Source organism: Mycobacterium sp. MMS18-G62 (genome assembly GCF_053877835.1).
This window is the reverse complement of sequence record NZ_CM132662.1, coordinates 4,258,852-4,280,621: the sequence shown is the minus strand read 5'-3', so window position 1 is coordinate 4,280,621 and position 21,770 is coordinate 4,258,852. Positions and strand designations below refer to the sequence as shown.

General features: G+C 66.0%; 24 protein-coding genes. 10 read left to right on the top strand and 14 right to left on the bottom strand.

The annotated features are described in order from the left end of the window. Positions 1-5: 5 nt before the first annotated feature. Positions 6-1,490: a type VII secretion integral membrane protein EccD gene (gene eccD, locus ACWW36_RS21385; protein WP_456137972.1), complete on the top strand. Its 1,485-nt coding sequence runs from the start codon at positions 6-8 to the stop codon at positions 1,488-1,490. Here eccD and eccB read toward each other — a convergent pair. Further along, positions 1,487-2,989: a type VII secretion protein EccB gene (gene eccB, locus ACWW36_RS21380; protein ID WP_456137971.1), complete on the bottom strand. Its 1,503-nt coding sequence runs from the start codon at positions 2,987-2,989 to the stop codon at positions 1,487-1,489. The genes eccD and eccB overlap by 4 nt on opposite strands. A gap of 63 nt (positions 2,990-3,052) precedes the next feature. Between eccB and eccE the strand changes: the two genes are divergently transcribed. Together eccE and ACWW36_RS21370 are read left to right on the top strand one after the other, a co-directional pair. Then, positions 3,053-4,735, top strand: a complete 1,683-nt coding sequence (gene eccE / locus ACWW36_RS21375; protein ID WP_456137970.1) for a type VII secretion protein EccE — start codon at positions 3,053-3,055, stop codon at positions 4,733-4,735. A 27-nt stretch (positions 4,736-4,762) separates the two neighbouring features. Beyond that, the gene (locus ACWW36_RS21370; protein WP_456137969.1) at positions 4,763-5,533 is read left to right on the top strand and encodes a DUF5336 domain-containing protein; all 771 of its coding nucleotides are present in this window, start codon (positions 4,763-4,765) and stop codon (positions 5,531-5,533) included. Positions 5,534-5,540: 7 nt separating this feature from the next. Here the strand turns inward: ACWW36_RS21370 and ACWW36_RS21365 are convergent, their stop codons facing one another. The 6 genes from ACWW36_RS21365 to ACWW36_RS21340 all read right to left on the bottom strand — a co-directional run bounded on the left by ACWW36_RS21365 (position 5,541) and on the right by ACWW36_RS21340 (position 11,771). Further along, entirely contained in the window at positions 5,541-5,972 is a 432-nt protein-coding gene (locus ACWW36_RS21365; RefSeq protein WP_456137968.1) for a prepilin peptidase, read from the bottom strand. A gap of 61 nt (positions 5,973-6,033) precedes the next feature. Continuing rightward, the gene (locus ACWW36_RS21360; protein WP_456137967.1) at positions 6,034-6,834 is read right to left on the bottom strand and encodes a shikimate dehydrogenase; all 801 of its coding nucleotides are present in this window, start codon (positions 6,832-6,834) and stop codon (positions 6,034-6,036) included. Further along, positions 6,812-8,056 carry an endolytic transglycosylase MltG gene (gene mltG / locus ACWW36_RS21355; protein ID WP_456137966.1) on the bottom strand — a complete coding sequence of 415 codons (1,245 nt, stop codon included), beginning with the start codon at positions 8,054-8,056 and terminating at the stop codon, positions 6,812-6,814. The genes ACWW36_RS21360 and mltG overlap by 23 nt, the downstream gene beginning before the upstream one ends. Continuing rightward, positions 8,049-8,567: a Holliday junction resolvase RuvX gene (gene ruvX / locus ACWW36_RS21350; RefSeq protein WP_456137965.1), complete on the bottom strand. Its 519-nt coding sequence runs from the start codon at positions 8,565-8,567 to the stop codon at positions 8,049-8,051. The genes mltG and ruvX overlap by 8 nt, the downstream gene beginning before the upstream one ends. A 3-nt stretch (positions 8,568-8,570) precedes the next feature. Further along, positions 8,571-11,267 (bottom strand): alanine--tRNA ligase, encoded by a 2,697-nt coding sequence (gene alaS / locus ACWW36_RS21345; protein WP_456137964.1) that lies wholly within the window; start codon positions 11,265-11,267, stop codon positions 8,571-8,573. A gap of 114 nt (positions 11,268-11,381) precedes the next feature. Next, on the bottom strand, positions 11,382-11,771 hold the full coding sequence (locus tag ACWW36_RS21340; RefSeq protein ID WP_456142574.1) for a secondary thiamine-phosphate synthase enzyme YjbQ: 390 nt from the start codon (positions 11,769-11,771) through the stop codon (positions 11,382-11,384). Between the two features lie 162 nt (positions 11,772-11,933). On the opposite strand from ACWW36_RS21340, the gene ACWW36_RS21335 reads away from it, so the two are divergent. The 3 genes from ACWW36_RS21335 (at position 11,934) to ACWW36_RS21325 (ending at position 13,526) form a co-directional block, all read left to right on the top strand. Then, complete coding sequence (locus ACWW36_RS21335; RefSeq protein WP_456137963.1) at positions 11,934-12,557, top strand: hypothetical protein; 624 nt, start codon at positions 11,934-11,936, stop codon at positions 12,555-12,557. A gap of 110 nt (positions 12,558-12,667) precedes the next feature. Next, positions 12,668-12,973, top strand: a complete 306-nt coding sequence (locus ACWW36_RS21330) for a GlsB/YeaQ/YmgE family stress response membrane protein (protein ID WP_456137962.1) — start codon at positions 12,668-12,670, stop codon at positions 12,971-12,973. A 193-nt stretch (positions 12,974-13,166) separates the two neighbouring features. Beyond that, positions 13,167-13,526, top strand: a complete 360-nt coding sequence (locus tag ACWW36_RS21325; protein ID WP_456137961.1) for a hypothetical protein — start codon at positions 13,167-13,169, stop codon at positions 13,524-13,526. 82 nt (positions 13,527-13,608) lie between these two features. Here the strand turns inward: ACWW36_RS21325 and ACWW36_RS21320 are convergent, their stop codons facing one another. The 4 genes from ACWW36_RS21320 to ACWW36_RS21305 form a co-directional block, all read right to left on the bottom strand. Next, positions 13,609-14,082 carry an SRPBCC family protein gene (locus ACWW36_RS21320; RefSeq protein ID WP_456137960.1) on the bottom strand — a complete coding sequence of 158 codons (474 nt, stop codon included), beginning with the start codon at positions 14,080-14,082 and terminating at the stop codon, positions 13,609-13,611. Then, a complete protein-coding gene (locus ACWW36_RS21315) occupies positions 14,079-14,396 on the bottom strand; it encodes an ArsR/SmtB family transcription factor (RefSeq protein WP_456142573.1) in 318 nt (105 codons plus the stop codon). The genes ACWW36_RS21320 and ACWW36_RS21315 overlap by 4 nt, the downstream gene beginning before the upstream one ends. 187 nt (positions 14,397-14,583) lie before the next feature. After that, positions 14,584-15,915 (bottom strand): replication-associated recombination protein A, encoded by a 1,332-nt coding sequence (locus ACWW36_RS21310; protein WP_456137959.1) that lies wholly within the window; start codon positions 15,913-15,915, stop codon positions 14,584-14,586. Between the two features lie 20 nt (positions 15,916-15,935). Further along, positions 15,936-16,769: a DUF3097 domain-containing protein gene (locus ACWW36_RS21305; protein ID WP_456137958.1), complete on the bottom strand. Its 834-nt coding sequence runs from the start codon at positions 16,767-16,769 to the stop codon at positions 15,936-15,938. Between the two features lie 23 nt (positions 16,770-16,792). Here ACWW36_RS21305 and ACWW36_RS21300 point away from each other — a divergent pair, with 23 nt between their 5' ends. After that, positions 16,793-17,371, top strand: coding sequence for a hypothetical protein (locus tag ACWW36_RS21300; RefSeq protein ID WP_456137957.1), 579 nt, complete (start codon positions 16,793-16,795; stop codon positions 17,369-17,371). Here the strand turns inward: ACWW36_RS21300 and ACWW36_RS21295 are convergent. After that, a complete protein-coding gene (locus ACWW36_RS21295) occupies positions 17,368-17,955 on the bottom strand; it encodes a TetR family transcriptional regulator (protein ID WP_456137956.1) in 588 nt (195 codons plus the stop codon). The two genes, ACWW36_RS21300 and ACWW36_RS21295, sit on opposite strands and share 4 nt — an antisense overlap. Positions 17,956-18,000: 45 nt before the next feature. Between ACWW36_RS21295 and ACWW36_RS21290 the strand changes: the two genes are divergently transcribed. Continuing rightward, entirely contained in the window at positions 18,001-18,840 is an 840-nt protein-coding gene (locus ACWW36_RS21290; protein ID WP_456137955.1) for an SDR family NAD(P)-dependent oxidoreductase, read from the top strand. Between the two features lie 22 nt (positions 18,841-18,862). Here ACWW36_RS21290 and ACWW36_RS21285 read toward each other — a convergent pair whose 3' ends face one another. After that, on the bottom strand, positions 18,863-19,357 hold the full coding sequence (locus ACWW36_RS21285) for a DinB family protein (protein WP_456137954.1): 495 nt from the start codon (positions 19,355-19,357) through the stop codon (positions 18,863-18,865). 400 nt (positions 19,358-19,757) lie between these two features. After that, a complete protein-coding gene (locus ACWW36_RS21280) occupies positions 19,758-20,399 on the bottom strand; it encodes an IclR family transcriptional regulator (RefSeq protein ID WP_456137953.1) in 642 nt (213 codons plus the stop codon). Positions 20,400-20,502: 103 nt separating this feature from the next. Here ACWW36_RS21280 and ACWW36_RS21275 point away from each other — a divergent pair, with 103 nt between their 5' ends. Together ACWW36_RS21275 and ACWW36_RS21270 are read left to right on the top strand one after the other, a co-directional pair. Then, the gene (locus ACWW36_RS21275) at positions 20,503-20,982 is read left to right on the top strand and encodes a nuclear transport factor 2 family protein (protein ID WP_456137952.1); all 480 of its coding nucleotides are present in this window, start codon (positions 20,503-20,505) and stop codon (positions 20,980-20,982) included. Then, on the top strand, positions 20,979-21,758 hold the full coding sequence (locus tag ACWW36_RS21270) for an SDR family NAD(P)-dependent oxidoreductase (RefSeq protein WP_456137951.1): 780 nt from the start codon (positions 20,979-20,981) through the stop codon (positions 21,756-21,758). Before ACWW36_RS21275 ends, ACWW36_RS21270 begins: the two co-directional genes overlap by 4 nt. Positions 21,759-21,770 lie beyond the last annotated feature (12 nt).

Here is a 21,770-nt window from a genome sequence, read left to right as displayed (position 1 = left end):
TGAGTTTGACTGTACCGCCGTCCTTGTCGGGTCTGGATTCCGATGCAGACTCCGAACATGAGCTGAGCCGATTGACTCTGGTTGTCGGCGGCCTCAGCATAGATGTCGGTCTGCCCGCCAACGTCTCTATCTCGGAATACATCCATGACGTCATCGATATAGCGAACGAACAGAGCGCTACGCGAGAGTCGTTCGCAGATATCGTTTTTGACGAGTCCGAAAACAAGTGGACGCTGGCCAGGCTTGGCGAGGAACCGATCGACCCCATCCGCTCACTGAGCGAGGCCGGCATCTTCGACGGCGACTTGCTGATGATCCAGGAGGTCGACCGGCCGATCAGCCCGCTGTTGTTCGACGACGTCGACGACACCGCACCACATGACGAATCGACGGCCGTGTCCTGGGTGGCCCGCAATGCCACGACCTTGGCGTGCTTCGGCGTTGGTCTGGCAGCCACCGTCACGCTGGGTGTATCGCTGCCACGCTGGGCCGGTGATGCAGTTGTGCCTGCCGCGGTACTCGCAATCGGAGTGCTCGGCATGGTCATCGCCTGCGCAATGGGGTATCGCCCCGACGCGGCGCGGCGCTCAGCGTGGGTGGCCGCCGTCGCCACGCCGCTGTTGTTCGCCGGTGCGCTTTACGTGGTACCCGACGGATTCGGTGCCACATCCTTGCCGATGGCGTTCGCCCTGACGGCGCTGAGTTCGCTGCTGGTGCTGCTGATCTCGGGGTCCGGCCGGGCATTTCACACGGGCGTGATCAGCGCATGCCTGTTCGGAGGCGTGAGCGCGACGGCCATGGTGTTGTGGCAGCCGCCTCCACGAACGGTGGGTGCATCGCTGGCGACGGTTGCCGTCATCGTCGTCTACCTGGCGCCACGCGTGACGATCCTGCTGTCGAAGTTGCCGATCCCACGCGTCCCGACGGCCGGCGAACCACTCGACGACATCGAGACGCAGGGAGGCACCACCGTCGAAGGGGTCAACGCGGTCGGCAAGCAGATCATCCCGACCGAGGAGGGCTTGATCAGCCGGGTGCGACGGGCCAACGAGTATCTCACCGGCATTCTCGTTGCCGCCGCGCTTGCTGCGGTCGTCGGTAGCTATCTCGCCGTCGATGTGAGCAATGGATTCTTCTGGCAGGGAACGGCATTCGCAATAGCCGTGGCAACGGTGCTTTGTCTTCGCGGGCGGTCCCACCACGACTTGGTTCAATCGGCCACTCTGATCGGCAGCGGGCTGGTCATCGCCGTGGCAGTCATCGCAAAGACAGGGCTCAATCTGGACGGCTGGCAGCTGCGCGCTGCCGTGACAATGATCGCGCTGACGATGCTCGTCGTCGCCTGTGGCCTCGTCGCGCCCAGGCTTGAGTTCTCACCGGTCATGCGGCGCCGGGTCGAGATCCTGGAGTACCTCGCCGTCGCGTCGCTGTTCCCGTTGTGTTTCTGGATAGTTCGGCTCTACGCGTTCTTCCGCGAACTACGGATCTAACTCTGCTGCCCTGGCACGGCGACGCTCTTCGGATCTGGGGCCATCCCGTCATGGGCCACCAACGCGGCCTCCTGCGACAGTTCGGGCCCCGGTGGCAATAGCGACAGCACCGGCCAAGGCGCGACCTGTGGAGCGTCGGATTTCCCGTCGGGTGATTTCGCGCCGACCAGGCCGAGTGCCGTCGCAGTCGGCAAATCCTTGACGTGGTAACGCAATCCGGTGTCGGACACGTAGAACAGCGGCCCCGTCGACCGGCTCTCCGGTTCGACGCCCGTGGCCTGCACGTACTCGCCCGCGCCCGGCGTCATGTAGACCGAGTCCACGCCTGGGCCGTTGCCGTCGGCGGTGGCCAGTTGCACCGCGTCGGCACCGGCGGGCACGGGCAGCCGCGACCCGGTCAGCAGCCGCACCGTGGCCTGCGCCGCGCCGTTGGAGCGCTGCCATCCCATGCACACCACTCGATCGGGGTTCGGCGACACGATCTGTGGCGACACCGTCGGATAGTGATCGACCGGCAGCCGATGCAGGATCGGCACTGACGCAACGACGGCTGGAGCGATTTCACGCGCCGTCGCGCGGGCGGTGTCCGGCTCGCCGTAACGGATGACGTCGGCCGTCGCCGGTGAAATGGGCTGCAATCCGTCACGCAGCACGACGTACAGCTGCTCCCCGCGCGAATCGACGGTCTTGACGATCGATCCGCTCGGGTAGTCGGGCCCCAACGAACTCGGCTCACCCACACCGTCGATCGCCACCGGCGTGATGGCCTCGACAAGGGGAAACGCGTTCAGGAACCCGACTGACACCGGCCGCAGCGGTGCGCCCTGCAGGTGAAGACCGTTGATTACCACGGGATCCGACAGCTCGATGGGTGCGCGGACGCCGTTGTAGATGAGGTATGTGGTGCCACCGACCTCGGTCAGGATCGCCTGCGCGGACTCGGCCGCGCGGATGTTGCCGTCGAGCACCGGATCGTTGGCCAGCACCGTGGTCTGCAGTGAGGCCGCGCCCACCGTTTCGGTGACGTCGGGTGTCTGGAGGGTGTCGCAGACCGTCCACGACGACCTCGACAGGTCGTCCCCGCCGCGGATGCTGGTCGGCGCGCCGACGATGCCCACCATGGGACCGCGCGGAAGCGCGTTGAGGAATTTGTCGTCGACGTCTTTGGGATTGTCGTTCTTCCCGACGATCAGCCTGGCCGACGCCAGGTTCAGCACCGGATGCACACGGTCGCCGATCCGAACGAACGCCGCTCCGCTGGACTTGCTCATCAGAATCTGCGCATCGCCCAGGTTTGGTGCGGGTTTGAAGAAAGCCATCACACCACAGGCGCCGGTGATCAGGACTGCGATCACCAAACCCACGATCAACGCCCGCATCTGGCCACGCATCGGGTCGTGGATCATCCGTGAGTCGCCCCGGATGAGTGCGTGCTCCAGCCGCCGGATCAAAAACCGGTAGCCGTTGACCTGCGCCCGCGTGGTAACTTGCGCTGGCATGGCCGTAGGGTATCGCACGATCACTGAAACGCGCTGTGCCCGTTGCCCTTCGCAGCAAACAAGATGACCACTGTCTCGAGCGCACGCCAACAGGCCGGCCAGCTACGCGCCACCATAAGCATTGGCGCCAGCCGATTCTTGCCCCTGACCGACCTGCTCGTGCTCGAGATCGTGGTTGCCACAGGCGTCATCGCCGCGCTGTATCTAGGCGTTCCTGGCTGGCAGGGCGGCGCTGTCGGTTTAGCGGTGGCTTTGCTGCTCGTGACGCGAGTGCGTGGCACGTCGTTGCCGCGGTTCATCGGAATGCGCTGTGGCTACCTGTGGGACCGGCGCCGGCGAGGTCGTGCACCCGAGGCCGCAGAGCCGTTCGACGTGCCGATCGCCGACGGCGCGCAGATCGGATTCCGCTGGGACGGCGCGTCGCTGTTGTCGCTCATCCGGATCGACGAGAACCCCCAGGCGCTGACCGTCCTGGAACCCGGCATGACGGTCTCCGGTGAAACGGTGCCGGTGCAGGCGCTCGTCGACTGCCTGCGCCAGTTCGACATCACCCTCGACTCCATCGACGTCATCAGCCATGGCGCGCGCTCATTGGGCCATACGGCGGTCGCCGCCGTATACGACGCCGTACTCGGGCCCCTGCCTGCCATCGCGCATCGCAATGTGTGGATCGCCGTGCGTTTCGACCCGTCGAGATGCGCCGACGCCGTCCGGAGACGGGGCGGTGGCCGCGACGGCATCTTGCGCACGGCCACCACGGCCACCCGACGCGTCGCGAACCGGCTGACCGAAGCGGGACTGCGTCCGCGGATACTTTCGGCCAGCGGCATCGCGCACGCGACGAACCAACTCAGCGACGGAGCCAACCTCGCCACTGTCGAGGAGACATGGGAGACATGCCGCGACGGCCAATTCCGGCTGTGCAGCTTCGCCGTCGAGCCCGACATGCTGACCACGGCGGGCCTTGGCGTGCTGTGGACGATTCCCAGCTACTCCACGACGGTGTGCCTGACCTTGCGCGACCACGACGATGACCTGATCAAGGTCCGCGGGCTCGCCCGCTTCGACAGCGACATCTCCGTACCCGTCGACCTGCCCGGCCTGGTTCACTTGCGCGGCCATCAATTTTCGGCGCTGGCGTCCAGCCTGCCGATACCGCAACCGACCCGACCGCTGGCGCACTGGGCCTTCGGCCGTCGCGACTCCGGTCTGCATGACCTCGCGGTGCCCGCATCGGGATGCGGCCAGGTGATCGGCGCCGACGAGGCCGCCCGGGCCGTCGCACTGCCGTTGTTCGGTGCGAATCTCCACCGGGTGGAGATCTGCGGCACTCTGCACCTCGCCCAGCAGGCAGTGCTGCGCTCGCTGGCGCTCGGCGCGCGGGTGCTGGTGCACACCAGGCGGCCCGCCCTGTGGCGGGACATGGTCGAGCAGGTCGGCGACCAAGACCTGTTGTGGGTCACGGACTTCAACCGCGGCGCCATCCAGGCCGGTGCGGACCGCAACTACTCGGTGGAGATGTTCGACGGTGTCGCGGAACGATCGGTGCGCGCCGGCGTCACCATCATGGCGGTCGCCCCGCCGAACTCGCCGGTATCGGCCGACGCCGACGTGGCTCTCGAGTTGCTGTCGCTCGAGGACGCCACCGTAAAGGTCAGCACAAGGGCGGGGTCAGCGATCGTCAATATGGTCGCTACGGACGACGAGATGCGCTACCTCAAGGCATCGGCCGACACCATCGACTGATCGGTGCCGGTGCGCTAGCGTGTGATGGTGGTGTATTCGCCAGGCAACCGCGACTACCACTCGGCCTACCAGCCCAGTACATCCGGGCGTGTGGATGCCGAAAGTCGGTTACCGCGAAGCCTTTTCATTGCCGTGGTGGTCCTCGGTCTGGCCACCTACGGGGCAAGCTTCGGCCCTGTCGCCGACGGCGTCGGAGCTACCGGATGGTTTGTTCGGTTTGCCGCGCTGGCCGCCTTGTGCGCAGGGTTCGGGATGCTGGCCAATCAGTCACCCCCCTCGCTGGTGATCGCCGTGCTGGCGGCGATGGGATTGTTGGACGCACTGTCGAGCGTGCGGTCGGCCGGGGACCCTGGATGGGCGCTGATCCTGATACTGGTGCTCAACGCGCTGCAGGCCATCGCGGCTCTGGCCGCATTGTTGTTGGGCCCCAAGGCCGCTACCGGCACCGCCGCCGCCGGCTACGAGGCCTACGTTGACTACTACAACCAGGCCGTGCGGAATTACTACAACCAGCAAACGCAGGCGACGTCGCCAGAACGGTCCCAGCGCGCCGGCTACGGCCAGGCTCACGCCGACGCGCAGGCGACGCAGCGGGTACAGCGCGCCCAACGACCTTCTCAACAAGGCGATTACGCCGACCTGGAGTACTCAGATCCTCGCACCGCGCAGGATCACGACTCCGACGGCTCGGCCGCCGCGGGACCGATCGGGATTCCCAGCATCGGTCACGCGAGCGCACAAGCGGACCGACCCCACCGGGAGTCCGAACAGTCGACCTGGCCCTCCTCACCGTCCTGAGTCGGGGTCACATCACCGCGAGCGCGATGGCGGTTGCGGTGGCCACGCACATCGACGGGCCGTGGGGCACGGTCTGCGCCGACCGGCGCAACACCGCGACCACGGCCCATCCCGCGCTCAGCAGAGGCGCACCGAGCGCGGCCAGCAGCCACACGTCGCTGCCGAATGATGCGGTCAGCGCGCCGATCCCGATTGCGAGCTTGACATCGCCTGCGCCCATCGCCGTCGGCGAAATCAGGTGCACGAGTACGTAGATCGCGAACAGCGCCAACGCGCCAAGTAACGCTGACGTGCCGCGCGCATGCAGCGTGGCCGTCGCGAGGATCACCGCCGCGCCGGGCATCGTCAGCCAGTTGGGGAGCCGTCGGTCACGGATGTCGTAGAAGCTCAGCGCCGCCAGCCACGCCAGCACGCAAACGCCGGCCACCCCCGCCCCCATGTATGGACATTAACCTCGTTTCCGTGCACCGACGGTCACCAATCGGTGTAGTGGCACGCGACTAGAGGCCGACCGCGGCCCTCATCGCCTCCTTGGGCGCGGGCAGGCCCGTGAATTGCTCCACCTGGGCGTAGGCCTGGTTCAGCAGCATCTGCAGGCCGCTGATCACCCGACCACCTGCGGCCTCGACCGCCGCGGCGAGCGGGGTCGGCCACGGATCGTAGATCGCGTCGAGCAGCAACGGCGTGGTCGCCAGTGTTGTGACGTGCTGGGCCGCAACGTCGGAGGGCAAGGTGCTCACCACCACGTCGACGTCGGCGATCGGCGTGCCCAGTTCTATCCAGCGGATGTCAACGCCGACGCGATTGCCGAGATCCAGCAGCGGTGCCGCTTTGTCAGGGTTGCGGGCGACGATCGAAATATCGTGCACGCCAAGCTCTGCGAGCCCGACGACGGCTGCGGGCGCCGTACCCCCGGAGCCGAGCACCGCGGCCCGTCCCGACACCTCGCTGAGCGCACCGGTCACACCGTCGATGTCGGTGTTGTCGGCTCGCCAGCCGGCAGGTGTGCGCACCAGGGTGTTGGCCGATCCGACCAATTCCGCACGCACTGTGCGTTCGTCGGCGAACCGCAACGCCGCGAATTTAGCGGGCATCGTCACGGACACGCCCACCCACTCCGGCCCGAAACCACTTACCAGCCCGGGTAATTCGGCGGCTGTGCACTCGATCCGCTCGTAGGTCCACCCGTCAAGGCCGAGCGCCCGATATGCGGCCAGATGCAGCTGCGGGGACCGGGAATGCGCGATCGGCGATCCCAGCACCGCCGCCTTGCGGGGCCTATCGTGCCGAGTCGAGGACACCGTTGTGTCTGGCCAGTTCGATGTTCGCGAGATGCTGCTGGTAATCGCGCGTGAACAGCGTCGTGCCCTGCAAATCGATGGTGACGAAGTACAGCCAATCCCCCGCCGCGGGCTGTTCGGCGGCCGCTAGCGCAGGCGCTCCCGGCGAGCAGATGGGGGTGGCGGGTAGGCCCGGCCGGACATAGGTGTTCCACGGCGTGTGCTGGGCACGGTCGGCGTCGGTTGTGGCCACCTCGATGCGGTCCAGCGGATAGTTCACCGTCGAGTCGAATTCCAGATTTCTGTTCTCGGCCAACCGGTTGTAGATGACCCGCGCGACCTTGGAAAAGTCATCGGGCTTGGATTCGCGCTGCACCAGCGACCCGACCGTCAGAATCTGGTATGGCGACATGTTCATCGCTTTGGCCGTATCCAGCAGGCCGCCCTGAGCGTATTGCGTTGCGCTGGTGCCGATCAGAGTCGACAGGATGTCCTGCGGCGACGCGGATGGATCGATGTTCCACGTACCGGGAGCGATCAGCCCCTCCAGCCGCCGATGGTCGTTACCGAGCGCACCGACTGCATTCATGGCCCAGTCGGGAACCGAAAGCTCGGACGGCGCAGTGCTACCCGCCGTCTTGCGCAGATCGTCCACCGTCACGCAGTGGCGATCGCCGTCGAGGTTCACGCACGTCGCACGCGATATCAGGCTGAAGATGCCCTCGGTGACCGCGTTGGTCTTGACGTCCTGGATGTCGTCGAGTTGGCGTCCCTCAGGGATCACCAGCTTGCCGACGCGATTCTGCGGATCGGCAAGTCGCTCAACGGCATTCGACGCCGGAATCTCGGTACGAACCTTGTAATAGCCGGGCTGGATGGCCGAGATCGCCGTATTGCCCTCCGCTGCGTCGACGAACGCCGAGACCGTCGCGACCACCTTGTGCTCCTGCAGCGTCTTGCCGATCGCGGTGGTGGAATCGCCGTCGTGGATCTGGATGACGACGTCGTTGACGCCGTCGCCGGAATAGTCGTTGCCCGAACCGAACAGCGAGTGCCACAGCTTCGAGCCCATGAACACCGCGCCCACCACGACCACGATCAACATGGCCAGCACGAAGCCGCGACCGATGCGCCGCTTGCGTTGATTACGCGCCTGCCGTATCCGGTCTGCGCGCGTCGTCCGGCGCCGTGGCGGTCCCACCGCCACGGGATTTGCGCGGTCTCGACCCCAATTGTCAGCCATCCCCGACCTCTCCGTGCCCGGCCATGGCCGCGCGCCGCTGGTCCAGCCAGTTCTGCAAGATTCCTACTGCAGCGGCCTGATCGATCATTGACCGCTGTCCCTTGGCACGCACGCCGGCCTCCCGCAGGGAGCGTTGTGCGGCCACAGTCGTTAGTCGTTCGTCGGCCAAGCGCACCGGTGTCGGTGCGATGCGCCGGGCCAACTGGTCGGCAAGCTCAATCGCGTCGCGGGCGGAGGCACCCGACCGGTCAGCGAGGGTGCGCGGGAGGCCCACCACCACTTCAACCGCCTCCATGTCGTTGACCAGCTGCGTCAGCCGGCGCATGTGTTTGTCTGTCCGGTCGCGTCGCACGGTCTCCACCGGCGTGGCCAGGATCCCGTCGGGGTCGCTGCTTGCCACTCCGATGCGGACCGAGCCCACGTCGATGCCGAGCCGTCGTCCCCGTCCTGGGTCAGGGGGTTGAAGTGAACCTCCTGGCCGATCAGGTAGACGGTCGTCGGTATGGTCCACGGGCTAACTCCGGCCTAGTTCTGCGCGCAACGCGGCCAATGCCGCGTCGATGCCCGCCGCCCCCTTACCGGAACCCTGTGCCAGATCGGCCTTGCCGCCCCCGCGACCATTGACCGCCGCACCCAACTGCTTCACCAACTCGTTGGCCCGCAGACCGAGGTCCTGCGCGGCCGGGTTCACCGCCACCACGAACGGCACGGTGTCGTTCTCGCCTTCGGCGATCAACGCGACGACGGCCGGGTCGCTGCCCAGCTTGCCTCGGATGTCGCCGACGAGCGTGCGCAGATCCGCCGCCGACATCCCGCCGGCCATCCGCTGCGCCACGACACGGACCTTACCGATCTGCTCGGAGCCGGCGGCAGCATTTGCGGCGGCTGCCCGCGCGTTCGCCAGCCGCATGCGGTCGAGTTCCTTCTCGGCGGCGCGCAGCCGCTCGACCAGATTGGCCACCCGCGCCGGAACCTCTTCGGACGGCACCTTCAACGACGACGCCAGACCCGCCATCAGCGCGCGTTCCCTTGCCAAATGGCGGAATGAGTCCAGGCCGACATAGGCTTCGACTCGGCGTACACCCGAGCCGACAGACGACTCGCCAAGGATCGTGACGGGTCCAATCTGCGCGGAACTCTCGACGTGTGTACCGCCGCACAGCTCCAATGAGAACGGCCCGCCGATCTCGACCACCCGAACCTCGTCGGGATAGTTCTCACCGAAGAGCGCCATCGCGCCCATCGCCTTGGCCTTGTCCAGCTCGGTGGTGAAGCTGTGCACCTCGAAATCGGCCTCCACAGCTTCGTTGGTGACCTCTTCGATCTGCGTCCGCTGGTCGTCGCTCAGCGGACCCTGCCAGTTGAAGTCGAATCGCAGATATCCCGGCCGGTTCAGCGAGCCGGCCTGAACGGCGTTGGGCCCCAGCACTTGTCGTAGCGCCGCATGCACCATGTGGGTGCCGGAGTGGCCCTGTGTAGCCCCGTGGCGCCAGCGCGGGTCAACGGCCGCGACGACGGTGTCACCCTCGACGAATTCGCCGGACTCGACGTTGACGCGGTGTGCCCAAAGGGTTTTGGCGATCTTCTGCACATCGCTCACCGCGGCCTTGGCCGAGGCCGAAGCCCCGGCGCCGGTGATGCTTCCCTCGTCGGCGATCTGCCCGCCGGACTCGGCGTAGAACGGCGTGCGGTCGAGGATCAGCTCGACGCGCTGCTGGGCGCCATCACGCCCGGCGTGGGCCACCACCGGTACCCGCTTGCCGTCCACGAAGATGCCGAGAATCTTTGCCTCGGAAGTCAATTCGTTGAAGCCGGTGAACTCCGTCGGGCCGGCGTCGACGAGCTCCCGGTACTCCGAGAGGTCCGCGTGCGCCTGTTTACGAGCGGCGGCGTCGGCCTTGGCGCGCTGACGCTGCTCGGCCATCAGCGCACGGAAGCCGTCCTCGTCCACCGACAAATCGGCTTCGGCGGCCATCTCGAGAGTCAGCTCGATCGGGAAACCATAGGTGTCGTGCAGTGTGAATGCGTCGTGGCCCGACAACTTGTCGGATCCCGAAGCCTTTGTCGCGCGCGCAGCATCGTCGAACAGCCGCGAACCCGAGGAGAGCGTGCGGTTGAATGCGGTCTCCTCTGCGACGGCGATGCGCTGAATCCGGTCGAAGTCAGCCACGAGTTCGGGATACGACGGGCCCATCGCGTCGCGCACCGTCACCATCAGGTCACCCATGATCGGCTCGTCGACGCCCAGCAGTTTGGCCGCCCGGATGATCCGGCGCAGTAACCGACGCAACACATAGCCTCGGCCCTCGTTGCCGGGGCTCACTCCGTCGCCGATCAGGATCGCCGCGGTGCGGCTGTGGTCGGCGATGATCCGGTAGCGGACGTCGTCCCCGTGGTTGCCTTTGTCATAACCACGTGGAGCCCGCGCGGCCACGGTGTCGATGACGGGGCGCAGCAAGTCGGTCTCGTAGACGTTGTGCACACCCTGCAGCAGGAACGCCACACGCTCGATGCCCATGCCGGTGTCGATGTTCTTGCGCGGCAGCGGGCCGAGGATCTCGTAGCCCTCCTTGGCCGGGCCTTCCCCGCGCTCGTTCTGCATGAACACGAGATTCCAGATCTCGATGTAGCGGTCCTCGTTGGCAACTGGACCGCCGTCGACACCGAATTCCGGGCCGCGGTCGTAGTAGATCTCCGATGACGGGCCGCACGGTCCCGGGATGCCCATCGACCAGTAGTTGTCGGCCATGCCACGGCGCTGAATCCGCTCAGCAGGCAGCCCTGCGACGTCCTGCCATAGCCCGACGGCTTCGTCGTCGTCCAAATAGACTGTGGCCCAGAGCCTCTCGGGATCGAGCCCGTAGCCACCATCTGCGACCGGATTGGTCAGCAGCGTCCACGCCAGCTCGATCGCCCGGCGTTTGAAGTAGTCGCCGAAGGAGAAGTTCCCGGCCATCTGGAAGAACGTGTTGTGCCGGGTGGTGATGCCGACCTCGTCGATGTCGGGTGTGCGGATGCACTTCTGGATGCTCGTCGCCGTCGCGTAGGGCGGCGTGCGCTGACCCAGGAAGTACGGCACGAACTGCACCATGCCGGCGTTGACGAACAGCAGATTGGGGTCGTCGAGGATCACCGAGGCACTGGGCACCTCGGTGTGGCCCGCCTTCACGAAATGATCGAGGAAACGCTTCCTGATCTCGTGTGTCTGCACGTCGTTTTAGTCCTTGTGTCTGTTCAATACCTGCGTTTATTCGACCGCACTACAGTACCGGTCGCGGTTGGCGCACTAAAAAGTCAACGAACCGGCGCGGCGTCCAGTGCCGGGTCAAGCATCAATAAAGCTCAGCCGTACTTTGCGTTGGGGATTGTCCCTGTTCAGATCGACCAGGACCACGCTCTGCCATGTGCCAAGTAGCGGTTGACCCCCTTGCACCGGCACCGTCACCGACGGCGCCACCAGCGCGGGCAGCACGTGATCCGCGCCATGGCCCGGCGAGCCGTGGGCGTGCCGGTAGCGGTCGTCGCGGGGCAGCAGTCGTTCGAGAACGTCGACGAGGTCGTCGTCGGATCCGGCTCCGGTTTCGATGATCGCGACCCCGGCCGTGGCGTGCGGAACGAACACGTTCAGCAGTCCGTCACCGCGGTCGGCGCAGAACTTTCGCACCGGGTCGGTCAGGTCGACGATCCGGCTGCGCGCCGTGTCGATGTCGAGCACGTCGGTGTCCACGACTCCAGGGTACGGACGACTCATTTGCGCTGGGAAAGACCCCATTTGCGGTGCGCAAGTATCCGTTGAAACCCCCGGTCAGCAAGAGGAAGCTAAGAAATGCTCGGTGGCGCCGCCGGGGCGCCGCCCCGATGCAAGGGGGTGGGTTGAGTGCACGCACGCTCGACCACAATTCAGGCGCAAACCTCGTCGATCGACGACGGAATTGCCTACATGCGCGACGATCTGATGCGCGAACTCGAGAACGTCGACGGCTACGTCGGGATCTCGCTATTGGTTGACCGAGAGTCCGGTCGCTGCATCATCACCGCCGCTTACGAGACGGAAGACGCGATGCACGCATCTGCGGACAAGGCGGACCAGCTTCGCAGCCAAGCGGCAGAGAGGTTCGGCGGCAGCGTCGAAAAAATCGAAGAGTGGGAGATCGGCGTCCTGCACCGCGACCACCAATCGCACGAAGGCGCGTGCGTACGGGCGACGTGGATACGGATGCCGTCGGACCACACCGACCGAGCCGTCGAGTTTTACAAGGACTCCGTCCTGCCGTCCCTCGAGGACCTCGAAGGGTTCTGCAGCGCCAGTCTGCTGATCAACCGCTCGTCCGGTCGCGGTGTGTCGTCGGCGACGTTCGACAGCCGCGAAGCCATGGATCGCAACCGGGACAAGGCGACCGAATTGCGCAACGCCCGGACCAGAGAACTGGGCGCTGACGTGGTCGATGTCGGCGAGTACGAGTTGGCCCTGGCTCATCTGCGGGTACCCGAGATGGTCTGATTCCGGCCGGTCCCTCCTCCGACCGCCGAGCCCACCCCGGATTTACGCGAGCGTTTATTCCAGGGCGGGCAGGGGTATGTCAGAGCCAGCCATACACCCTTGGAGGAGAAATGACCATCACCGGCGCTATCAGTGCAATTCTCATCGGCATCGTCGTCGGCGTAATCGGCCGACTGCTCGTCCCGGGTAGGCAGCCCATCGGGTGGTTGATCACGATCGGCGTCGGCATCATTTCGGCCTTCATCGGCACCGCGATCGCTCGCGCACTGGGCATCCCGACCGCCACCGCGGGCGTCGACTGGCTGGAACTTCTGGTGCAGGTCATCGTCGCGGCGATCGGCGTGGCTTTGGTCTCGGCGCTGATGGGTCGACGGACCGGCATGATGGGCCGGAGGCGTTCGCGCCTCATGCGCTGACCTGAGATACCCCCGGCGATCCCGGCTGGCACCCCGCCAGCCGGGATCCCTTTTGTGTGCAGGTGGTCAGGCGCGCGCCTCGGCCAGCCGCGCACAGTGAGCCGTCGTTTCTTGGAACGTCGCTTTCAGGCGATTGCCGAGTAGCCGGGCCACAGCGCCTGCGAGAGGCCCGCTCAGAGTCGCGCGCTCGGTGATGACGGTTCCGTCCGCAGCGGACTCGATGACGTGGTCGATGGTTACCGTCAACCCGGGATTCCTGGCCACCCCGATCCACAAGTTGGGCGGTTGGATTCGGGTCACCTTCGATGTCAAGGGCAGATTGCCCTTCACATGTGTGGTGATCTTCGCGCCGACTGCGAAATCGCCGTCGATCTTCGCCGACCGGATCGGGCCGCCGGGCCAGATGGTCGGATTAGTTCACACCGCCCACACCGCCTCGGGCGACGCCGTGCTGGTGCTCTGGCCCTCGAAGGAGGGAGGACGTCCGCTCATTCCTCGAGCATGGCACTGGCCAATGACTGGATCAGCAGTTTCGCCGACGGACGCGGGCTGACGTTTGCGATATCACGAAGTTGTTCGAAACGGTTTGTCCGGTAAGCGAACCGGCACCACGACCGCCTCAAGCGTCCAGTCCATCACAGGGTTGCCAGCAGCTCGTCGAGCTTCTCGTAGCCCTCTGTCATACCGCCCTCCATGCCCGAGGACAGCAGGGCATCACGGGCTTCGACGTTCGGGCAGATTGACCGCCCCCGCAGCCGGCTGCGACCACCGCCGAGGTCCTCGAACCACATGTATTCGATGTTGACGTTGTCGGGGGCGCCCTCGAATTCGAATGTCTGGATGATCAATTCGTTGTCGCGCACCGTGTGGAACACACCGTTGAAGCGGAACTCGCCGCGCTCCGCCTTGTGCACATAGCGGTAGCCGCCATGGCTCTTGAAGTCCCACTCCTCGATCGTCATCTCGAGGTCGCGCGGCCCGAGCCACTGCCTCATCAATTCCGGATCGGCGTGCGCCCGGAACAGCGCCTCCACCGGTGCGTCGAACTCTCGGGTGAACTCCATGGCCAGCGTGTCCACTGGTGCGTGCAGGTCCAGTGCGTTTGTCATTGTTCGTTTCCTCCCGTGTTGTTGTCGGTCATGCCCGCCAGCAGGGCGTCCAGCCGGCGGTAGTTGCGTTCGGCGTCAAGCCGATACCGGTCGATCCATGCAGTCAGTCGCTCCAGCGCGGCCGCGTCCAGATGGACCGGCCGTCGCTGCGCATCGCGGGTCCGGGTGACCAGCCCCGCCTGCTCGAGCACCTGAATGTGTTTGGACACCGCCTGTTTCGTGATGTCGAACGGCGCGGCGAGCTCGTTGACCGTGGCCGGTCCGCGGGACAGCCGTGCCACGATGGCCCGCCGAACCGGGTCGGCCAACGCCATGAAGGCGCGGTCCAGCCAGTCGTCTGCATCCCCATCACTTCCCAATTATCAACCTTGTATTTGATCAATGAGTTGGTTGACTACCAACGTAGAAGGCGATGTGGCGGCTGTCAAGGGTCCCTCTCATCGAGAGTTACGTTTTACAGAAGATGTTCGAGTGGGAGCCTGCAGAACGTAACTTTCGCGGTCAGCGCTTCTTGCGGATGATGGCGCGCAGTTTGTCCAGCCGGCTTGTGATCTCCCGTTCGGCACCGTGGCTGGTGGGCCGGTAGTAGTCCACACCGACGATCTCGTCGGGCGGATACTGTTGTGCCACAACGCCATCCGGATCGTCATGCGCGTACTTGTATCCGATCGCGTTGCCCAGCGCATTCGCCCCGGAGTAGTGCCCATCGCGCAGATGAGAAGGAACCAGGCCGGCCTTGCCCGCCTTGATGTCGCCCATGGCCGCGCCCAAGGCGGTCGTTACAGCGTTGGACTTCGGCGCTGTGGCCAGATGCACGGTGGCATGGGCCAGCGTCAGCTGGGCCTCGGGCATACCGATCAGCTGCACCGTCTGCGCTGCGGCCACGGCGGTCAGCAGCGCCGTCGGATCGGCCATCCCGATGTCCTCGCTGGCCAGGATCATCAGCCGGCGCGCCACGAACCGGGGGTCCTCCCCCGCCACCAGCATGCGGGCCAGGTAGTGCAGGGCGGCATCGACGTCGGAGCCGCGGACCGACTTGATGAACGCGCTGATGACGTCGTAGTGCTGATCGCCGTCGCGGTCGTAGCGGACCGCGGCCTTGTCCAGCGACTGCTCGATCGTGTCGACGGTGACCTTCTCCCCCGCCTCGGCCGCCACCTCGAGCGCGGTCAAAGCACGCCGCGCGTCACCGGCAGACAACTGCACCAGCAGGTCCACGGCGTCCTCGGTGACCTCAACCTGTCCGCCCAGACCGCGCGGGTCGTCGATGGCGCGCCGCACCACCGTGCGGATGTCGTCGGCGGTCAGCGGCTGCAGCTGCAGGATCAGCGACCGCGACAGCAGCGGCGCGACCACGGAGAACGACGGGTTCTCGGTGGTCGCCGCAACGAGCAGCACGACGCGGTTCTCGACGGCCGACAGCAGTGCGTCCTGCTGGGTCTTGGAGAACCGGTGTACCTCGTCGATGAACAGCACGGTCTGCTCGCCGTGTGCTGCAGCGCGGCGTGCAACGTCGATGACCGCGCGGACTTCCTTGACCCCGGCCGACAACGCCGACAGCGCCTCGAACCGGCGGCCGGTCGCCTGCGAGATCAGCGCCGCGAGTGTCGTCTTGCCGGTGCCTGGAGGGCCGTAGAGGATCACCGACGCGGCGCCGGAACCTTCGACCATGCGGCGCAGCGGCGAGCCCTGCTTCAGCAGATGCTCCTGCCCGACCACCTCGTCGAGCGTGGCCGGGCGCATCTTGACCGCCAAGGGCGCCGATGCGCCGACGGGACCGCCCGCCGTCGAACTCGTCGATGCGCCGGGGACGTCAAACAGACCGTCGGACACGATCTCTGCTTACCACGCTCCTACGACGGCCGAGCGGTCACGAAGTCGATCAATTCCTCGACGCGGCCGATGAGCGCGGGCTCGAGGTCGTTCCAATCGCGCACACGGCCCCTGATCCGCTGCCACGCCCTGGCGATGTCGGCCTGATTCGTATGCGGCCAGCCGAGTGCCTTGCAGACGCCCTTCTTCCACTCCACGTCGCGAGGCACGACCGGCCACGCCGTGATGCCGAGCCGGGCGGGCTTGACCGCCTGCCAGATGTCGATGAAGGGATGCCCGACGACGAGCGTGTGCCGACCACCCGGACCGCGCCGCACCGCGTCGGCTATGCGGGACTCTTTCGAGCCCTTGACGAGGTGATCGACGAGCACCCCGAGCCGGCGTCCGGGACCCGGCCGAAAGTCCTCGACGATCCCGACGAGATCGTCGACGCCGCCCAGATGCTCGACCACGACGCCCTCGACTCGCAGGTCGTCTCCCCACACCTGCTCGACGAGTTCGGCGTCGTGGCGGCCTTCGACGTAGATGCGGCTGGCCAACGCGACTTTGGCTTTCGCGTGTACCGCCACCGAGCCGGACGTCGTACGACTCGGCGTCTTCGGTGCCTGCCGCCGCGGGGCGGTGAGGATGACCGGCTTGCCGTCGATCAGGTATCCGGGGCCGACCGGGAACGGCTTTCTGCGGCCCTGCCGGTCCTCGAGTTCCATCCGGCCGTATTCGATCCGGACGACCGCGCCCACGTAACCCGTTTGGGCGTCCTCGACGACCATGCCCAGTTCGACCGGCTGCTCTGTCGAGCGGGGCCTTCTATGCGGATTGTTGGCAAGGACGTCGGAGCCATAGCGATCAGCCACCGCGTGATCGTAGGGTCACACCCGTGCTGCTCAACCGCGACACGGCCGAGGGGATCGCAAACGGAACGATCACACTCGTGCTGCGGCGGTGGGACGCTCCGCGGGCCAAACCGGGCGGCACTCAGCGCACGGTCGCCGGCACGATCCGCATCGACGACGTCACGGAATACCCAGGGAGCTATCGCGTCACAGCAGCGCAAGCCCGCGCGGCGGGTTATCCGGATGCCACGACCGCGCAGAAGGAACTCGACCGCCGCCCCGCACGCCACATATACGTGATCACGGTTTCGTACCTGGCGCCCGACGAGCGACCCGACCTCGCCGCCGACGACCAGCTCTCCGACACGGACGTCGACGCGATATCCGCCCGGCTGAAGCGGTGGGACACCGCCGCCGAAACCCCTTGGACGCGCGAGTATCTGGAGATGATCCGCGACAACGAGGCGGTCCGCGCACCCGACCTCGCCGCGCGGGTCGGCCTGGACGTGCCGCGGTTCAAGCGCCGGGTGCGCCAGCTCAAGGGGCTGGGGCTGACCATCAGCCTCGACGTCGGATATCGGTTGTCACCGCGCGGCAAGGCATTTCTGCGCCTCACCGCCTAGTCGAACGCATCACCCACCAGCCGCAGACACGCCAGATGCACGTCATCGGCGGCCTCTTTCGGTTCGAGTTCGCCGCCGACGGCCCACGTCAGCACACCGAAGGTGACTTGTTCCACCAGCCGAGCGGTCGCGATCTGCTCCGCGGTGGGCTGCTCGGCACCCGCGACTCGCAATATGAGATCCCGCATGGTGTGGTAGCCCGTCGGCCCGGACTGTGCCCGCACAGCCTGAATGGACGTGATCATCGCATGGGCAAGATGCTTGTGCCGCAAGGTGTCTCGTGACGTCTGCGCCATGAAGTCCGCCACTGCCGTTGCCGCATCGGTCGATCCGCGGGCGGGCACCTTGAGGTGTTCGATCTGCGTGGTGAGCACTGCGGCGAAGACGTGATACTTCGACGGGTAGTACCGATACAGGGTGCGCAGTGCAACTCCGGCCTCCGCAGCGATCTCCTGGGCCTGAATCCGGTCGAGGCCTTTCGCCCTGCCGAGCCGCGTGGCCGCCCGCAGAATCGCCGTCCGACGAGCCTCCTGGTCGGCGGTTGCGGGTAAGGCAGGCGGTCGTCGGTCGCCGATTCGCGGCATGGCCCCAGTATCGACGGTGGATTTCGGGCCGCGCGCGATGTACCGATGAGCGGGACGGCGGGCGCATTGCAACGCGGGCCCGGCAACGATCGAGGAGTGGATCTAGCGACGTATGGGCCGTGGGCGGTGGTCGCGGGCGGGTCGGAGGGCGTCGGTGCGGAGTTCGCACTGCTGCTCGCGGATGCCGGGCTCAACCTCGTGTTAATCGCGCGCAAGTCGGCTCCGCTGGAAGCGACGGCGAACGAATGCCGGCAGCGTGGCGTCGAAGTGCGCACAGTGGCAATCGATCTCGTCGACCCGGCGGCCGTGGATCGGATCGCGGAGACCACTGCGAGCCTGGAGGTCGGGCTGTTGATCTACAACGCCGGCGCCAACACGTGCAGCGAGCACCTTCTCGACGGCGACCTGGCCGACTTTCAGCGCGTCGTCGACCTCAATATCACGGCTCTGATGGCGTTGGTGCAGCATTTCGGGCGCCCCATGCGCGACCGTCGTCGTGGCGGAATTCTGATGGTCGGGTCGATGGCGGGCTATCTCGGCTCGGTGCGGCATTCGGTCTATGGCGGGGTGAAGGCGTTCGGCCGGATCTTCGCCGAAAGTCTGTGGCTTGAATTGCGCGAGTACGGCGTTCACGTTCTCGAGCTGGTGCTCGGTGTCACCCGCACCCCCGCGATGGAACGGGTCGGACTGAACTTCGACGTGCCGGGATTGCGGGTGGCCGAACCGGCTGACGTCGCCCGTGAAGGGTTGGAGCAGTTACCCAATGGTCCCGTCTATGTGGCGGGTGGCAACGCCGAAGACGTCGAGCGGCGCAACCACCCCGACCGCGCGAAGGTGGTGCTGGGCACCCACCGGGTGATGCAGAAGCTGATGGGCGACGGCTAACGCTGTCGGGGCCCACGCAGTCTCATTGGACTGTCGAGGCGTTGATCTGCTCAACAAGAATGTCGGCGTGGCCAGCGTGACGGGCGAAGTCCTCGATCCCGAGCAAGTAGATGAAACGGAGGCTGACGGTGCCGGCGCGGGGATGTTGCACGGTGTGCTCGAGGTCGTATCGCTCTGCGATGCTTCGTGACCTGCGGCTGGCGCGCTCGAACTCTGCGATGACGCCGCTAAGCGTCTCGTCGTCGGAGACGGCGAAACTGCCCTCGCCCCGCCGGGCGTAACCGTCGCACTCGTCTTCCGGCAGCCCAAACAGATAGTGCTGGAACCAAATCCGCTCAGCCGCGGCCGCGTGCTTGATCAAGCCGATCGGTGTGGTCGCCGAAGGCACGAGACGACGTCGGGCCTGCTCGTCCGTGAGTCCCTGCACAGTCTGGATAAGCGCGGCCCGGTTGTGGTCGAGCATGCTTTCCAACAGTGTCCGCTCGTCTCCGACGGTGATCCGGGCAGGAGCGTTCATAGTTTTGCCTCCTTATAGCGAGTTGTGTTGCCGCCGAGAATGATTAACCTGATGACGCGGCTGCGGGCAGTGCCGTCCCTGATACTTTGCGGGGTGGCGTCGCATAATGGGCCCAAGGACAAGACCATCGTCCGGCGACAGCCGAGAAAGCCGCGAATACGTCCGATTCAAGCCAGATGTGTTGGCGGGGGTACGGCGGCACTACGAGCCTAGCGGACGGCTCCCCCGGAGGGCGTTACCAATAGCAATTCGGCTGCGTCAATCAATCCGCCCGTACAAGGCGCTCGCCCATGCGCACCGACTGGGTGACCGTCGCGACCACCGGCGATCCCGGTTGGGCACCCTACGACCCGGACACACGACCCACCAGTTCGACACTCTGGACCTAGCGAACTGAAAGCTAGCCCCGGAGCCCATCGCGGATTCGCCTGGCTGCGGCAAGCATCAGTGGCTGATAGCGGTCCGGAAAAACCGTGTCGGGCAACACGATTCCGACCGAGGCACGGGTGTCGATCGTCGCCGCCACCGAGGTGAGTCCATCACCATAGTCACCACGCCGGCATACAACTCCTGCCCGGCGAACGCGATGCAGGTCGAGCTCGACGTCCTCTGGCGGCAATGCGGCGAGCACAGCCAGGCCGAGGGCGACATCTGTTGCTGCGAAACGTGTTCCGACGCGCGTCGGCACATGCACAGCCGACCTGCCGCCGAGCTTGTCGACATGCACGATGTCGCGCCCGTCCAGCACCCCCAGATGAATGACAGCCCCCGTGTCGACCTGCAGATCATGCAGCACCGGTGCGGCCGCTTCACGCAGCCGAAGATCGGAGAGGTCTCCCGCGCCCCAGGACAGCGCCCGTTTACCCAGTCCGTAACCCCGCTCGGAGTGTGACAACCAGTTCAGCCGGACCAGGTGATCGAGGATGCGATGCGTCGTCGACCGCGGCAGTTCCGCCCGAGCGGCCACCTGATCCAGGCTGAGCCCGACAGTCGTGTCGTCGAAGACGTCGATGATCGAGGTGAACCTGTCGACCATCGTCATTGCCCGCCTCCACCCTCATACGAGAATTCGTTCTACCACGCTAGCGGTCCCGATCATCGGGACGCAAGCACTTCCGACCCTCAGGACGCGCTATACCCCTACCGTGACCGACGAGCGACTGGCGCAGCTTGAACGACGGCTGCAGCACATCGAGGATGAACGTGCGATCGAACGCCTCATCGCGTCATACGGTCCACTGGTCGATGCCGGCGAAGCCGATTCCACTGCCCAGCTGTGGGCCACGGATGGCACGTACGACGTCGAGGGATGGCTGATGCGCAGCCGCGAGGACGTCGCCGAGATGGTGCGTTCCGATGCCCACCAGGGCCTGATCGGCCGGGGCGCATGCCATTTCCTCGGCCCCGCCGTCGCTACCGTCGACGGTGACGACGCGGTCGCGGTGTGTGAATCCATCCTGGTGGTCCGCAGCGGTGACGGTTTCAAAGTGTGGCGTGCCGGCGCCAACCACTTCCGGCTTCGACGCATCGACGGTCGATGGCAGATCGTTGCCCGCACCACCCGCACGCTCGACGGCAAGGCACAAGCCCGTGAGCTGCTCGCCGCCGGAGTGGCGGGCCGATGAGCGGGATGCTCGACGGCAAGGTGGCGCTGATCACCGGCGCTGGCGCGGGCATCGGCGAGGGTATCGCGCGTCGCTTCGCCGACGAAGGGGCTCGCGTTGTCGTCGCCGAGATCGACGAGGCCGCGGGCCGAGCGGTGGCCGAACTGATCGATGGTGTTTTCGTCGCAACCGATGTGTCCGATCGAGCGCAGGTCGAAAATGCCGTGGCGACAGCGCTTTCCGAATACGGCTCGATCGACGTCGTGGTGAACAACGCGTGGGGCGGCGGGTCGATCGGCCGCGTGGAGCGCAAGACCGACGAGCAGCTCGCCAACGGCATCGCGGTCGGCTACTACGGTCCGTATTGGGCGATGCGCGCCGCCTTTCCGCACATGAAGAACAACGGTTGGGGCCGGATCGTCAACATGTGCAGCCTCAACGGCGTCAACGCGCACATGGGCTCGCTGGAGTACAACACCGCGAAGGAAGCGCTGCGCACGCTCACCCGTACGGCAGCCCGGGAATGGGCATCGACGGGTGTGACGGTCAACGCGCTCTGCCCGGCGGCCAAGAGCCAGGCGTTCTTTCGGGCGATCGGTGAGTATCCCGAGTTGGAGGCGATGGCCGACGCGGCGAACCCGATGGGTCGCATGGGTGACCCCTATGACGACATCGCGCCAGTCGCGGTGTTTCTGGCCAGCGACGCGTCGAGATACTTGACGGGCAACACCTTGTTCGTCGACGGCGGCAGCCACATCAACGGCGTCGCCTGGGCGCCTGACCTGGATGCGGAGTAACGTCCTGCGACT